This window comes from Alteromonas sp. ABM1_013, assembly GCF_056160505.1.
The window spans coordinates 697,671-712,745 of sequence record NZ_JBSWXH010000001.1; the positions used below are offsets into that span (position 1 = coordinate 697,671).

At 43.1% G+C, this 15,075-nt stretch carries 13 protein-coding genes; 7 read left to right on the top strand and 6 right to left on the bottom strand.

Translation table 11 applies throughout. The features are described from left to right. Positions 1-209: 209 nt before the first annotated feature. From ACXAGK_RS02900 to ACXAGK_RS02915, 4 genes are all read left to right on the top strand, one after another. Positions 210-2,156, top strand: coding sequence for a TolC family outer membrane protein (locus ACXAGK_RS02900; protein WP_474853978.1), 1,947 nt, complete (start codon positions 210-212; stop codon positions 2,154-2,156). A 77-nt stretch (positions 2,157-2,233) separates the two neighbouring features. Next, a complete protein-coding gene (locus ACXAGK_RS02905; protein WP_474854476.1) occupies positions 2,234-4,333 on the top strand; it encodes a type I secretion system permease/ATPase in 2,100 nt (699 codons plus the stop codon). After that, positions 4,330-5,697, top strand: coding sequence for an HlyD family type I secretion periplasmic adaptor subunit (locus tag ACXAGK_RS02910; RefSeq protein WP_474853980.1), 1,368 nt, complete (start codon positions 4,330-4,332; stop codon positions 5,695-5,697). Before ACXAGK_RS02905 ends, ACXAGK_RS02910 begins: the two co-directional genes overlap by 4 nt. Further along, entirely contained in the window at positions 5,697-6,293 is a 597-nt protein-coding gene (locus ACXAGK_RS02915; RefSeq protein ID WP_474808294.1) for a helix-turn-helix transcriptional regulator, read from the top strand. The genes ACXAGK_RS02910 and ACXAGK_RS02915 overlap by 1 nt, the downstream gene beginning before the upstream one ends. Here the strand turns inward: ACXAGK_RS02915 and ACXAGK_RS02920 are convergent. The 3 genes from ACXAGK_RS02920 to ACXAGK_RS02930 form a co-directional block, all read right to left on the bottom strand. After that, positions 6,268-8,202, bottom strand: coding sequence for a bifunctional diguanylate cyclase/phosphodiesterase (locus ACXAGK_RS02920; RefSeq protein WP_474853982.1), 1,935 nt, complete (start codon positions 8,200-8,202; stop codon positions 6,268-6,270). The two genes, ACXAGK_RS02915 and ACXAGK_RS02920, sit on opposite strands and share 26 nt — an antisense overlap. A gap of 6 nt (positions 8,203-8,208) precedes the next feature. Further along, positions 8,209-8,889 carry a transglutaminase-like cysteine peptidase gene (locus ACXAGK_RS02925; RefSeq protein ID WP_179982619.1) on the bottom strand — a complete coding sequence of 227 codons (681 nt, stop codon included), beginning with the start codon at positions 8,887-8,889 and terminating at the stop codon, positions 8,209-8,211. 166 nt (positions 8,890-9,055) lie between these two features. Next, positions 9,056-10,237, bottom strand: coding sequence for a flagellar assembly protein T N-terminal domain-containing protein (locus ACXAGK_RS02930; protein WP_474853984.1), 1,182 nt, complete (start codon positions 10,235-10,237; stop codon positions 9,056-9,058). Positions 10,238-10,532: 295 nt separating this feature from the next. On the opposite strand from ACXAGK_RS02930, the gene ACXAGK_RS02935 reads away from it, so the two are divergent. Further along, complete coding sequence (locus ACXAGK_RS02935) at positions 10,533-11,018, top strand: LPP20 family lipoprotein (protein WP_474808289.1); 486 nt, start codon at positions 10,533-10,535, stop codon at positions 11,016-11,018. A gap of 141 nt (positions 11,019-11,159) precedes the next feature. On the opposite strand, the gene flgN is transcribed toward ACXAGK_RS02935, so the two are convergent. The 3 genes from flgN to flgA form a co-directional block, all read right to left on the bottom strand. Continuing rightward, complete coding sequence (flgN, locus tag ACXAGK_RS02940) at positions 11,160-11,591, bottom strand: flagellar export chaperone FlgN (RefSeq protein WP_474808288.1); 432 nt, start codon at positions 11,589-11,591, stop codon at positions 11,160-11,162. A 71-nt stretch (positions 11,592-11,662) separates the two neighbouring features. Beyond that, on the bottom strand, positions 11,663-11,992 hold the full coding sequence (gene flgM / locus ACXAGK_RS02945; protein WP_474808286.1) for a flagellar biosynthesis anti-sigma factor FlgM: 330 nt from the start codon (positions 11,990-11,992) through the stop codon (positions 11,663-11,665). Positions 11,993-12,095: 103 nt separating this feature from the next. Next, a complete protein-coding gene (gene flgA, locus ACXAGK_RS02950) occupies positions 12,096-12,827 on the bottom strand; it encodes a flagellar basal body P-ring formation chaperone FlgA (RefSeq protein WP_474853987.1) in 732 nt (243 codons plus the stop codon). Between the two features lie 269 nt (positions 12,828-13,096). Here flgA and ACXAGK_RS02955 point away from each other — a divergent pair, with 269 nt between their 5' ends. Further along, on the top strand, positions 13,097-14,026 hold the full coding sequence (locus ACXAGK_RS02955) for a chemotaxis protein CheV (protein ID WP_179982624.1): 930 nt from the start codon (positions 13,097-13,099) through the stop codon (positions 14,024-14,026). 15 nt (positions 14,027-14,041) lie between these two features. Continuing rightward, complete coding sequence (locus ACXAGK_RS02960) at positions 14,042-14,872, top strand: CheR family methyltransferase (RefSeq protein WP_179982625.1); 831 nt, start codon at positions 14,042-14,044, stop codon at positions 14,870-14,872. Positions 14,873-15,075 lie beyond the last annotated feature (203 nt).

Sequence of the window (15,075 nt, forward strand, 5' to 3'; positions counted from 1 at the left end):
AAGCGTAGCAGAGGTTTTTAAATCGGTTACCGGACCGTGGTACGGGGGGGCTTTATTCTTTGGTATAAGAACTAGGTAGTTCCCCCTAATTTATTCATTTTTAGATTAAAAAGTGTCGCTTCAGTTTGCAGAAAATCTATTAGCGTCTACTTTTTAAATGTAGGAAACGACACAAATGTCGCCTAGTTTTTATATAGTGAGACGCATATATGAAGTTGATTAATTCAGTGCTTACCAAAGTTGTTATTGGAGTAACTAGCGCTGTGCTTACTCATACTGCTATTGCTCAAGGCAATGGTGTAAATAACTCGCCTGTGAGTTTGGAAGATTATGTTCGCAAGGTAGTAAACGAAAATCCGGAAGTACAAGCCAGCTGGCGTCAACTTCAAGTGGCCATGTCTGATGTCGACATTGCGAGAGGCGGTTTTCGCCCACAGGTCGATGTATTGGCGTCCAGCGCGTACACCGACAGAAATTATGGCTTAGATCGAGAATACATGGGCCATACTGCTCAAATCACCCTTACCCAGATGTTATATGACGGTTTTTTAACAACTAGTGAGGTAAAGCGGTTTAAGCAAGCACAAGTTGTACGATTTTTTGAACTAATGGGTGAAATTGAGCAGAAGTCATTAGATACCGCCCTTGCTTATATGGACGTACAGTTGTTTCGAGAGCTTTTGAAGCTTGCTGAAGAAAACCTGATTACTCATGTTGATGTGTTCAAACAAATTGAAGAAAGCGTTGAAGCTGGAGTAGGTCGTAGAGCTGACTTAGAGCAAATTAGCGGTCGTCTTTCCCTTGCCGAGTCTAACGTGCTTACTGAGCTATCGAATTTGCACGATGTTACCGCACGTTTTTTGCGGTTGGTGGGTGAAAAGCCTGCTCAAAACCTACAGTCAGTATCAATAAACTCTGCTTTCGTTGATGCAAACGTCACAGATATACAATCTTTACTTACTAGCGCGTATGGCACTAATCCACAATTTAATGCTGCTATTTATAACATAGATGCGCAGCGTTATGCGGTCGATAGTGCAAAGAGTCTCTACCATCCTCAGGTTAATTTGACCGCAAGTTATGGTGCGCAAACACGAGACCAAGCTGCATTGAATAACACCATTACCGAGGCGAGTGTCGGCGTTAACTTTTCTTATAACTTGTATAACGGTGGGTCGGATAGCGCGGCTATAAGACAGGCACTGTCACAGGTGGACTTAGCAAAAGACTTAAGAGATAAAGCCTGTATCGATATGAGACAAACGGTACAGATTGCCTACAACGACATCATCAATATTACAGAGCAACTTCCTGCACTAAATGCACATAGACTATCTTCGGACAGGGTGAAATCTGCATATATGGATCAATTCACTATTGGTGAACGCTCTCTATTGGATTTGCTCGATTCAGAAAATGAGTACTACGAATCGAGTCGTGCTTACTTGGAAGCGCAATATACGCTAGAAAAAGCACGGGTAAGACTGCTTGCAGCATCGGGAAGCTTAGCGCAAACGTTAGGTATAACGAAGGAAGGCGTACCTGATGTGCTAAGCAAAGCAGAAGAAAAAATTAGCTACGACCCTAATTACGTATGCCCTGTAGTTCGCACTAACTTTGAAGATGAACTGAATATTCTAAAGCGCGATTCTGATGGTGACGGTATTGTTGATTTATGGGATGACTGTGTAGATTCAACGCCGGGCGCTATGGTCGATGACTTTGGTTGTGAAGCGAAAGAGCCTGAATTGGCGCCAGAACCAAGTGCTGCTGACTTCACCTTGGACAACGCAAATATAATAGAGTCGTTTAACGTAAACATTGAGTTTGCCTCTAATTCTACCGAGGTTTTACCTGAGTATGAGAACTCCCTTCAAGAGGTTATCGATGCGCTTAATAGTGACGCTAATTCTGGGGTAATCATTCACGGTCATGCATCTTTAGATGGAGACGCCGCCTACAATCAGCGTTTGTCTGAACGCAGAGCGAAAGCTGTCGCATCAATGCTTATGACAAAAGCAAACATAGAGGCTAGAAGGATCACCGCTGTCGGTTATGGGGAAACTCGTCCGCTTGTCGATGAAGAGTCAGAAGCGGCTAATGCCCGTAATCGCAGAATTGAGGCGGCTATCATCCAGCTTCCTTCAACGCAATAGTGGTGTGGTAGGCCTATATGAAGGAAAAAAAGGTCGACAGCGACATATCATATCTTGAGAAACAAGGTGGCGTATTGATGGATTGTTTAATAACAATCTGCCATGCCCACCATTTGGATGTATCTCGAGTTAGCCTGCTTAGCGGACTGCCTTTAGACCATGGTGAGTTGTCTCCTACGGGGTTTGAACGCGCAGCAAAACGAGCGGGGCTCGCCAGTAGAACAGTAAAACGCGATCTAGATCATATCAATACTGCAATACTACCCGCTGTTTTAGTGCTCAGTGATAAGCAAGCCTGCGTTCTACATGGGCTTGACAAAACGCATGCCAGAGTCTCATACCCGGAACTCGATGATGCTGTGGTCGAAGTACCAAGAGATGAGCTAAGTACTAGCTATACAGGGTATGTCATTTTCGCTCGCCCCGAGATGAATGCACAAGAAACGAATGCGCAAATTGACAAGTCATCCGTAGGGCATTGGTTGTGGTCATCCATAAGAACGGCAAAAGGTTTGTATCGCGACGTTCTTTTAGCGTCCGTTTTTATCAGTTTGCTTTCTATCGCATTACCCCTGTTCGTGATGAATGTTTACGATAGGGTAGTGCCAAATGCTGCGCTAGAAACCATGTGGGCACTCGCTATTGGTGTTTTACTTGTGCTTGCCGCAGATTTTTTATTGCGCATGCTTAGACAGTATTTTGTAGAGTTGGCGGCGAGTCGATTAGATGTCACGCTATCGGCGAAAATAATGGAAAAAGTGCTGTCTATAAATTTAGCCAGCAAGCCTGCTAAAAGTGGCTCATTCATAAATAGCCTACAGTCTTTTGAAAGTATTCGGCAGTTCTTCGGTTCAGTCACTTTAGTGGCTCTGGTTGATTTACCCTTTGGGCTACTTTTCGTAGTCATTATCGCCATGATTGATTTTTATCTGATCATTCCAATACTCATTGGTGCTACTGCGCTTTTTCTTTATGCGATGAAGGCACAGCGGGTAATGCGTTCTCTTTCTGAAGAATCGATGGAAATCAGCTCTCGTAAAAGCTCCCTTGTGACTGAAAGCGTAACCTCATTAGAGGACGTTAAAGCGTTTGGTTATCAAAGTAGAAATCAAAGTGCGTGGGAAAAGCAGACTATCTTCCTTGCCAAAGTCAACGCCAAACTACGTTTAGTATCAATGTCGGTTAATAACGCTGCGCTCTGGATCCAGCAATCTGTGGGTGTGGTTATTATCCTCACTGGTGTTTACCTCATTATTGAGGGCGTGATAACACAAGGTGGACTAATCGCCGCTTATTTATTATCAAGCCGAGCTATGGGGCCGGTTTCTCAGGCTGCCGCATTGCTTGCGCAATTCCATCACGCTGAAACCGCAAAGAATGCCCTTGATGACATTATGTCTTTACCAAGTGAAACAGGTAGCAACAAACAGATTAAAAACAATGTCGTGCTAAAAGGGAATATTGACGCTAGCCAGCTTTGCTTCAAGTATCCAGATGAAACCGTACTCGCGTTAAAAGACATTAACTTCTCTATTAAACAAGGGGAACACGTTGCTATTTTGGGCAAAAACGGGTGCGGAAAGTCAACGTTAAACAAGCTTCTTATGGCTTTTTATCGCCCTGAATCAGGGCAACTTTTGTTGGATGGGATAGACCTTCAGCAGTATGACCCAACGCTGTTACGTAAACAAATAGGCTATGTACCGCAAGATGTGAGCCTTTTTCACGGCTCATTAAAAGACAATATTTTGCCAGAAGATACACATATTGACGAGGCTGAGTTTTGGGAAGTCATTACTCAATGTGGTTTGGCAAAGTTAGTTAATGGAAGCTCGAGTGGCATAGAGCAAAATGTGGGGGAGCGTGGCTGCTTGCTGTCGGGTGGGCAGCGTCAGGCTGTGGCGATGGCAAGGGCCATAGTGCGAGACCCAGCAATTTACATTATGGATGAACCAACTTCAGCCATGGATTCAACTAATGAAGCGCAGATGAAGGAAACGATTAAGGCGGCAACGGCAGGTAAAACTCTCATCATTAATACTCACAGAACCACATTACTCGACTTGGTAGAACGGGTCATTGTTGTAGAAAACGGAAAAGTGATTGCCGATGGAAAAAAGGAAGAGGTACTAGTGCAGTTTAGACAACCCAGTCAAGTATTGAAGAGGGCGCCATGATTTTGAAAAGTGATGGTGAAAAAAAGGACTGGTTACAGCGGCTAATGCGAGGCTGGCTTGCGCCGCCCCCAGGTCAAGATTGGGTGTTAGAAGCGGAATGGTCGCGCATTATGCAAACGCCGGTAAAAGCCCGTGGTCTGCTCTATGTCGTACTAATAGTGCTATTTTTGTTAGTGGTATGGTCTTATTTCGCCGAGATTGATGAAGTGGCTAAAGGTGATGGGAAGGTGATTCCGTCGCAGCAGCTGCAGGTGCTTCAATCATACGATGGCGGGATAGTACAAAAGATTTTAGTACGTGAAGGACAAACCGTCGAAGTAGGGCAGGTGCTATTAAAAGTTGATCCAACGCGCTTTTTGTCCAGTTTAGAGGAGAATACTACTCAATTTGCAGCACTTGCGGCAAAGGTTCAGCGCTTATCTGCGCTCACCCAGGGCGAGGTGTTGCGGTTTAACCGAGAGCTTCAAGAAGAAGCGCCTACCATCGTTGATAATGAGAGAAAACTCTATAACTCGAATTTAGCTGAGCTTGATGAAATCGCGGCAGGTTCTGACTCTCGCATTTTACAACGCCGACAAGATGTTGAAGAAGAGCGAGCTAATCTATCCCAATATCAAAATGTGCTGACGCTTTCTAAAAAAGAGCTGGCGGTGACTAAACCATTATTAGCATCAGGAGCTGTGTCGGAAATCGAAATTCTTAGATTAGAGCGCCAAATTGTTGAGCTTGAAGGCAACATCAGCAAATCTAAAGTGGCAATAGAGCGTGGGTTAAATGCTATTGAAGAAGAAATTATTAAGAAGGAAGAAGCCCGCCTCAAGCTAGTTAATCGATGGAATCAAGAATTGACCGATGCAACTGGTGAAATGGCTATGCTACAGCAGTCTCAAACAAGTTTAGAAGATGTGGTGTCGCAAGCTGATTTGCGTTCGCCTATCAATGGAACGGTTCAACGGCTACTTATCAACACGGTTGGCGGCGTTATTACACCTGGTAGCGCTGTTGTCGAGCTAGTACCTCAAGACGACCAGCTCATTGTTGAGGCCAAAGTCTCACCGAAAGACATTGCTTTTATTAGAGAAGGGCAGCCGGCCATCCTGAAATTTAGTGCATACGATTTTACTATTTATGGTGGCATGTCGGCTGAGGTTCAGCACATTAGTGCAGATGCCATTACCAATGAAAAAGATGAAACCTATTACCTTGTCAGACTTGAAACAAAGCGAAGCATTGCAGATGAATCCTTAGATATTCTGCCCGGAATGATTGTGCAAGTAGATATTTTAACGGGCAAGAAAACCGTTCTTAATTACATTTTATCGCCTTTGTTTAATGTGACAGCCTCTGCGCTGAGGGAGCGTTAATGAGACATTTCATTGCAGAAAAAGACTTACAAGGGGCACTTACTCAATACTCTTGGTCTAGTTATAGTAGTGTCAATGAACTGAAGTGCGATAGTAGTGACTGCGTATGGATTATGGCAAGCGATAATAACTGGCGTCAGTTACTGATTGAGGCAAAACAAAAAGCTGAAAATCTTGTTTTACTTACCTACAAATATGACCGCCTAGAGATGCAAACAGCACTAATGTTGGGTGCTAGAGCATATTGTCATGCATTAGGAACCCAATCTCTACTATCTTCTGTAGCCCGTGTTATAGAAGCTGGAGGCATGTGGTTGCCCAACGAGTTATTAACAGTGACTACATCAAATGTCGCTGCTAATTTGCAGACGAAACGGAATTTCCCTGTGCTGCGAGAGCTAACCAACCGAGAAAAAGATGTATTAAATGGTATTTTGGAGGGGTTAAGCAACAAGGAGGTAGCAAGGAAGCACGGCATTACTGAGCGTACCGTTAAAGAATATGTTGGTACGCTCCTTCATAAGTTTGAAGCGAAAGACAGGATAAGCTTATTACTTCGTATAGGTGAGTTTAGTCATCTAAAAGATGCTCTATAACTTCAATGTGTGAAACCACACCATCTATCCCTAATTCAATGAATAGTTCTTGATGGTCTGAGCGCTTGACGCCGTCTGCATAAACTTTTATACCAAAAGTATGCGCAAGGGAGCAGAACCCACGTATAAAGGCGTGATTGGCAGGATTGAAATCGATATCTGCCATAAACGCTGAATCGATTTTTACATAATCTAAACCCATTTCCTGCACGTTCAACAGTTGCGAGAAAGATTCTCCAACTCGCTTCAAGCCCACTTCGCTGTCTTTGGCTTTTAGCGTTGTACAAAAGTCTCTAAACTCATCAGGGAAGCGCGTCGCGGTAGATTCTCGCACCTCAAAACACAACTGTTTCGCTGCCTTTTCGTTGGTACCGATTTGATAATAAAGTTGAGCAAGAACCTCTGGGTTGAGCATGAATTGCTCAGAACAGAGAAACGCAAATTTTGAGTTTGTTTTAGTGTTATTGATATAGTTGATCAGGCTAGTAATCGTTGTTAGCTCTAATTGGGGTAGAAGCCCGAGATAGCGAGCCCAATGGGTATAATAACCACTTTTTCTTAGTTCACCATCTATTGTAACGCCCGCCCAACTCTGATAATGAACCAAATTGCGGTCAATATCTAAAACCGGGAAGTTAAAGGTTTCTACACCACATTCGTCAATAGTATTTTGTAACTCTTTTTCCCAGCGTTTTTGCTCTACCAAGCTAATAAATTCTTTAAGGGTCGACTCGATAAAGGGTTCATCCATATCTAGTAGTTCTGCTTCATCAATCATCGCATCTGCACGCATTAGTAAAGCAGAGAAACTATCATCTGGGCGAAGTTTAACAACAGACTGAAATACCTTGGGATCGCCAACTTCGCTGAATGCACTTAGGCAGGCGCCATGAACTGCTTCAGATATAGCTACGGCATCATGGGTTTCAGTAAGCAAAATAGCAAACTCGTTTTTTTGCATTCTAGCAATTCGGCTGTCAGTAAATTGATGATGATGTAACGCAAGGCAATCGTTAATTTCTTCAACAAAATCTCGAATACGCTTTTTTCTGATATTTGCCGGTGAGCGCAAAAAGCCTTTGCCTTCGGTAAATCTGACGAAGAAAAGGCAGTTCACACCTTCAGTATCTCTAAAAGCCAGCTGCCCTTTCAAGATTGAAATGAAGTAATCCCTATTAGCAACGCCAGACTCGTCATCAAATTGGGTTTTATAGCGCATAAGATCAAGGCGCGTATTCTCTTCATCCATGATCTTTCTAGAATTGGTAGCAAGAAAGTTCATAGCGCGCACTACACGCTTAAGCTCTAACGTACGAGGCTCTTTCAGCTGGATAAATTGCATTTGTTGAAATGATTCAGCTTGGCGCACAACACCGTCTAAAGGCCGGATGATGAAACGCAGAGCCCAGCCCCCTAAAAAGCCTGAAAATATGCCAACAAGAGACAAACCAAAAATAAGTCGTTTAGTGGCGCGCCACATTGATGCAACGGCAAAGCTGGTATCTGTTTCGACATAAACCGTACCGTACTGACCCCAACCTTCGCTTACTTGAGCGATACCTGGTTTGACTATGGGAGAAAAGTTATCTGAAAACCACTTTGGAGTATTTTCGTCCAACTGCACTTCATGAGTGTATTCAGAAACTATTTCACCGTTAGATTTTTGAAGTACAATGGAAGCGTAGTGACCAATGTCAAATTGTGACATTATGAAGAGATCGAGCGAAGCAGGGTCTTTATCAAGCCCACTTAGGGTAAGAGCAAGCATACTCGCGTTGTCTAAGTTTTTTGAATATAGCTGTTCTTCTACGTATTGCTTAGTAGTTATTCCATGAATTGTGACACTACCTGCAATTGCAACAAGGACGACGACTACAATGGCTAGCCATAATTCTCTTGTTATTGACATAAACTCCTAAGACCTTCTGCTAATCCCCTCCTGCTTCATGCGCTCAATAACATCACGCCACCTTGATAGTCTGCTGGTAGACGAAGAAACTTGTGCAGTTTTACCCGGCTGCCAAATACCCGAATCATTAAAACTGAATACAGGAATTAAGTCCGTTCGTTGAGAACCTGGCAACACATTAGACACTAAGCTATCTAGCACCAAAGGATCCGATGAAGGGGAATCATAGTATCCTAGTACCATATGTGCTTGCGTTACTCGGCTTCTACCAATTTTCGCTTTTACATAAATTAGGCGAAGTTTAGAACTATCGATACCTAAGTGTAGCAGAGCTACGTATTTTGCAATGGCATAATCCTCACAATCTCCGCGAGAATGACCAAAAAGCTCCGAAGGCGTGGCCCAATAGTCTTTTTGTTTGAATACGATATCGTCGGTAGCGTACTGGATATGCTCGTCAAAGAAAGCGTTTACACCGATAAGCTGTTCTTTAACAGCCTTATTTTCAAGGTCGTGAAGTTTAGTTTCTAGTGCGCTGACATGTAACGCTTTGTCAGCCCCAAAATTATTTTTAACTTCCTGTTCGAGCTTTGGAAACTCGATGACATAGTGATCCCTCAGTTGTTGTCCAGCCAGTAGCAAGGCCACTAATGCTAAGCAGTGCGACGCAAACAGAGAAAGGGTCATATTTTTATTATGCAGGTCATACTAAAGTATAAGAAAGAGTACTTGCCTCTGACTAAAGTTTAAGTATTGAATATTATACGTACTTATAGATATATCACGGCATTGCTGATATTCCAACCCCGTTATTTCTACCCCAGTGACTTACATTGATAAAGTGAAAACTAATTTACTTCTTAACTACAAAATCATTTTCCTGAATGTTAGCAGTAATTCCAGACTCAGCGTTGACTATCACTGATGAATTGCCATAAGCACTATCAACAACAAACGTACCGGGGTAGAGCGTATATTGAAGATATTTTCTACCGCGATTGTCGACCACCTCTTTGGCCTGATAAAGATATAGTTCATCTTTTTCAGAAATGCCATTATCTCGTCCAAGAGATATCGAAATTTTATTGTTCGCAATATTGATAACACGACCCGTTACAGGTTGGCAGGCTGTCGACTCTTTAATATCTTCTATTAATTGGCTGATTGAGCCATCAATCGCCTGACCGTAGCGTGATTGCCAAAAAGTGGACGAAAATTCATCGATGTCTTCAAATCTGTCAAACGTCCACTCTTCATTAGCATTGTAAGAGGAACTGAATAACAGGCCGCCGTTTATTCCGTCATAAACTTGTACAGACATTGCAAAAGCACGGTGTGAAGTGTTGCTTCGCCATGGTGTAAACATGGATGCTTCTTTTTGTGTAACGCTTAAATCATCAATAACGCCGACAATAACGAATTGCGTGTTACTTTGATCTGATAGTGTACGTACGTTTTTGTCGGTATATCGGCTATCAAACTTTGCAGTATGGGGAGCAACGTAAGTAATACTGAGATTGTCTGTCTGTTCTTGCATTGCCTTAGCTAAACGCTGCGTAAACGCCTTATCAAAATGTGGAATATTTCCTTCAGTCAGTTGTGCTCTGTTTCTTATCCTAAAGTGAGTAGTGGCAAAGTGTTTTTCGTCCTGCTGTGCTGAGCATATTTCCCCTTTAGGAAAAATGTCTGCACGTACACTAACAGTGACTACATCACCGTTGTAAGTTTCGCTCACAAGCTCTAGCTGTTCGACTTCGCCCGTTGAACTAATTGTCATCTCTTCGTTTTTCAGAAGCCCATTAGTGAGTTTGGCTACACTTTGCACTGACGCCCCAGCAAATAACATAGCTTGTTTGAGCGCATCCTGTGTTGCTGCGCGCTTTGCTGCTTCCTTGTTACCGTTCATTACCACAGCCTGTCCTGTGGCTTCATACCAAACGGCATGGGCTTGCCCAGCGATTAGGCTAAGTAGGCAAACAGCGGCCATTGCTCTGCTTAAACATGCCATTAGCGTTGTTTTGCTTGCTTGTCGCACGTGACACCTCTGTGGTTGTTTAGTTATTGCGGTTAAATAATGTCGTAATCTATGCGAGACCTACGCGAGTTCTATGCGAAAAAAGTGCCAATTAAAGTGGGAAGCTATCTTTAAAAGCAAACGGGCGCATATATTGCTTATTTCCTTCTAACCAAGGTCTAAAACTGCAAAATGTGTTATGAAAGTTTAGTCGCCTCATAACGCTTTGCTCAAAGGTTATTAGCCTACATAGGTAATGAAAGTAAACAATCAGACGTCACTAAGTCGTTATTAATGCACACAGAGGTTTTAAATTATGTGGTTGAATAGACTAAAAAATTCAAAGCTACTTTTGCGGTCTTCTATGTTTGGCCTGGCAGTTTCTTTGAGTGGATGTGGCATTATCGATAAGCACGTCGAGTGGGAAACCGTTGAGCCTGAAACTTACCCTGTTTTAAAGGCGGTTGGTTACGCGCCAATTTCATCACAAAAAGGCGAGTCTGACAGTATGAAGCTGATAATGGCGATGAAAGCGTCAAAATTAGATGCATACCGCGAGTTAACCGAGCAGGTGTATGGTCAAAAAATCGAAGGTAGTCAATCTGTATCACGTCTTGTTGTTGACAGTGAAACGTTACGCGCGTCTGTGGAAGGAGTAATAAGAGGCGCCGAGGTCGTTAAGACTTATCCGGTGGGTGAGGATACCTACGTTACGGAGCTTTCTTTAGATATGCAGCAAGTCTATGATATTTATTTGTCGACTGCTAAGCCGCGTCGAGTAAAAGATGTAAAGTATTACTAGGAAGTAAGTTAAAGGCGATTCGCGCTAATTACTTTGCAGCGGGATGCTAAAAAATACGCGATAATCGAGTGGGATAACTGGTGATGTGGTTTATGCACAGCGTAGTTAACGCTTTAGGGCGATACAAGGCTATTTAAAAGCCTATGCACTTACTCCAGAGCCTAAGGTTCCGCCTTTCGGCTTCCCTTTTTTGTCGTAAGTAAGTGATTCTTTTGCTCGAACTTCCATCATCAAATTCCGCAAATGTGTGAGGCGTAGCTGTCCTTGCTCTACGGCTTTTTGATTAACCTGTGTTCGATATTTGCAATCTTCCAGAAGCTTCTTGGCGTTAGCCATTAATGCTTCATCGTCTTCCGACATCGCATCTTCGTTAGCAATAGCATCTTCGATACTTGAATCCAGTGATTGAATAGAACCCAGAAGGGCTGTTTTTTCGTCTAACAAATTCATCAATGATTCGGCGTCACGCGAGCTAATAAGCTGCAGTTCTTTTTCAAGCAGCGACGCAAGTGAAGTCATTTGCTCCACTTGACGTGATAATGCTTGTGTTAACTGGCTTACTTGTTCTGTCACTATACTTGTCTCATTGAACGTGTCTGATAAATTCTAACTAGTTATTTGACACCAGATTATTTAGTGCCGAATTATTTAGTACCAAAAATCTCGGATTCTAGCTTCGAGATTTTATTAGCAAGCACTTCAGGATTAACCTTGTACTCACCACTTTGAATCGCTTTTTTAAGGCGATCAACTTTTTCCTGATTCACAGGAGCCTCAGTCCCTTTTTTCTGGACTTGATTCAGCTGCTGAGCAGATTGCGTCAATGAAACCGAATCTTGTCTCGGCGCTGCGGCCGTTTGTGCCGATTGCGCTGAAGCTTGTTGTTGAGATTGCTGCGTCTGGTTCTGCTGCGCTACTTTCCCATTATCAACGGGCGTTTTAGGTAACCCATTGTTTATATTGTTAATTGCCATATCTAGTCCTCACTACTCTCTTGCCTCTGTAATATATATCGGCCTTTAGACTAATATCTTTAGCTAAATTGAGAACAAAATAGTAGATATTTTACGCTCACCTTTATAAGTGTATCACGACTTCTTCAGGGCTTGCGACTCTGGCAATAATGGCCTTCTGGCTACTGGCATTGATAACCTTTATATTATCGCCAACCACACCATCTTGCTGCGCTATTCCAGCAGTCTTAACTTCCATTCCCGCAACCTCGGCGGTAATAGTTATTCTATCGCCTTTGCACACAAAGCATAGCATATTAGACTGTATTGCTTGTCCATCGGTAATGCGGCGTTTCATTCTAGCGCCAATTAACGATTCTAAATCGGTAAACGCGGTATAGCGTAAACGTCTCACATCTACTTTTGCCTTAGTTAAATTTGATGAGGTTAATACAGTTCCAGGGCTAATTGCGCCCAGAGTCACCACAATTTCTTTAGTTCGCGTCACTTGGCCGCTGGTAAACAAATACCACTCGTTATTTTTACAGCTTACACGAACAGATATGTAGGATTGGCTCAACGCTTCCTGTGAAGCATTATATTGGAAACCGGTTGGACAGTCCGGGATATTTATCCGATCGTCTATCTTCACAATATCCACATCAATGTTAGTATCCTGCGCATTATCAGTAAGTTGATTTATCAAATACTGCTTGGCACCGCTTTCAACTTGTTCATGATTGGACGCCGCAGCATAGCAGTGCCTACTTAGTGAGCCGATTAGCAAACCAACTACTAAGCAGGTTAACGAGCGAGAGAATCTGGTACGCATTTTTTCGTTTATCTTTTTCATCATGACATTTCGTGTTCAGTTTGCGATTAATTGACTATGCTTAGTGAAATCTATGTTTGTAAACCGCGGGTTTAACAACAATAGTTAGTTCAAGGTGTAAAAGTACACGCTTCAACATGACATGATTCAATAGGCAGTATTAAAACGTTAGTGAAGCTTAATTAAACCTTCAGTGTCATTTTTCTGTCGTTTGACCTGCAAAAATTTAGTGATATTGTCTATTCTTATCATAAGAGGCAATGATCATGCCCAGTATTACTTAGAGGTGACCTATGTCGGGTATTTTAGATTCGGTAAACCAGCGAACGCAGCTTGTTGGGCAGAACCGCTTAGAGTTGTTGCTGTTTAGACTGAACGGCCGTCAGCGGTTTGGGATTAATGTGTTTAAAGTGCGCGAGGTATTGCAGTGTCCTCCGCTTACGGCAATGCCAAAACTAAATCCACTAGTTCGTGGGGTGGCACACATTCGTGGCCAAACTATTTCGGTTATTGACCTGAGTATGGCTACGCGTGGTCGTAAAATTGAAGACCTCTCTAACGCGTTTATCGTTATTGCTGAATACAACCGCTCGGTGCAAGGTTTTTTGGTTGGCGCTGTTGAGCGCATTATCAATACCAACTGGGATGCCATCATGCCACCACCTCAGGGCACGGGGCGCGCCAGCTATCTGACGGCAGTTACTGAGGTTGAGAACGAACTCATTGAAATACTAGATGTAGAAAAAATTCTCAATGAGATTTCTCCGCTGAACGCTGAAGTGAGTGCTGACGTGGCCGAGGGGCTAACCACAGAAGGCCAAGAAAACAAGATTATTTTCATTGCGGATGACTCGGCGGTAGCGAGAAATCAGGTGAAAAAGGCGCTTACGTCACTAGGCCTTGAAATCGAGCTTGCTAAAAATGGTCTTGAAGCACTTAATCGTCTTAAACAAATTGCTGAAGAGTATGGCGACGTAACCAACCGCGTTGGTGTACTAGTTTCTGATATTGAAATGCCCGAAATGGATGGCTATACCCTGACTGCAGAAATTAAAAATACTCCTGAACTTCAAAAACTCCACGTTGTTCTGCACACGTCATTAAGTGGGGTTTTCAACCAGGCAATGGTACAAAAAGTTGGCGCAGACGACTTTATAGCGAAGTTTCACCCAGACGAATTAGCGACTGCTGTACAGAAGTGGCTGATGACCGAGTGCGAATAACGGAGCAGGAAAGGATTGGCTAATAAAGACGTTTCGCCCGCGAGCTACCAAAAGTTCAGAGAGTTTCTTGAAAAGCAATGCGGCATAGTGTTGGGGGAGAATAAACAATACCTTGTCCGCAGCCGTTTGGCTTCATTGCTTTTTAAGCATAAGTACGAATCTGCAGATGAACTGATAGACGTTGTTGTACGCGGTTTTGATCGCACCTTGCTACAAAGTGTTATCGATGCAATGACGACCAACGAAACATTATGGTTTCGCGATAACTATCCCTTTGATCTTCTTTTAAAGGACCTATTGCCATCCTTATCTACTAAAAATCAGAAGGTTCGCATTTGGAGTGCGGCTTGTTCGTCGGGGCAAGAGCCTTATTCCATCGCAATGTCCGTGCTTGAGTATCAACGTCAACGTCCAGGCGCTTTGAGAGCGGGCGTTGAGATTGTGGCCACCGACTTATCATCAGAAATGCTGCAAAAATGTGAATCAGGTATTTATGACGAACTTTCTCTTGCCAGAGGGTTATCTCCACAGCGAAGACAAGCTTTTTTCCAACAAAACGAAAAGGGACTTATGCAGGTGAAGCCTGAGGTTCGCCGTATGGTAAGCTTCAGAAGTTTGAACCTGCTTACAAGTTATGCCGCGCTCGGTCGGTTTGATATTGTGTTTTGCCGCAACGTGTTGATTTATTTTTCAGCAGAAGTAAAGCAGCGGATCCTGCAACAAATTGCCGGACAACTGCAGCCTAACGGCGTTCTATTTCTTGGCGCGTCAGAGTCTATAAGTGCCGCCAGTGATATCTACAGCATGGTGAAGTGCCACCCTGGTCTTTACTACCAAAAAAAATGATCTAACTTATCGGCTTGATAAATAAAGTTTTTTAAAACTCAAGCCGATTTACCAACCCCTTTACTTTCCGTCAAAATCCCATTGTGGCATCTGCCTTGCTAACTATTTAGACAAACGACAGTAAATCGGCAAAAGTTTAACGCTTATATTTCCGTTTAGCTTGTCTACACGAAACGTTTTTAAAGTATGTCAGAGGTCATGTT

Bases quoted from the DNA above. Each gene is read 5' to 3' on its own strand.
- ACXAGK_RS02910 (WP_474853980.1), top strand. From the start codon at position 4,330: ATGATTTTGAAAAGTGATGGTGAAAAAAAGGACTGGTTACAGCGGCTA.
- flgA (WP_474853987.1), bottom strand. From the start codon at position 12,827: ATGATGAAAAAGATAAACGAAAAAATGCGTACCAGATTCTCTCGCTCG.
- ACXAGK_RS02925 (WP_179982619.1), bottom strand. From the start codon at position 8,889: ATGACCCTTTCTCTGTTTGCGTCGCACTGCTTAGCATTAGTGGCCTTG.
- ACXAGK_RS02920 (WP_474853982.1), bottom strand. From the start codon at position 8,202: ATGTCAATAACAAGAGAATTATGGCTAGCCATTGTAGTCGTCGTCCTT.
- flgM (WP_474808286.1), bottom strand. From the start codon at position 11,992: ATGGCAATTAACAATATAAACAATGGGTTACCTAAAACGCCCGTTGAT.
- ACXAGK_RS02935 (WP_474808289.1), top strand. From the start codon at position 10,533: ATGTGGTTGAATAGACTAAAAAATTCAAAGCTACTTTTGCGGTCTTCT.
- ACXAGK_RS02955 (WP_179982624.1), top strand. From the start codon at position 13,097: ATGTCGGGTATTTTAGATTCGGTAAACCAGCGAACGCAGCTTGTTGGG.
- ACXAGK_RS02915 (WP_474808294.1), top strand. From the start codon at position 5,697: ATGAGACATTTCATTGCAGAAAAAGACTTACAAGGGGCACTTACTCAA.
- ACXAGK_RS02905 (WP_474854476.1), top strand. From the start codon at position 2,234: ATGGATTGTTTAATAACAATCTGCCATGCCCACCATTTGGATGTATCT.
- ACXAGK_RS02900 (WP_474853978.1), top strand. From the start codon at position 210: ATGAAGTTGATTAATTCAGTGCTTACCAAAGTTGTTATTGGAGTAACT.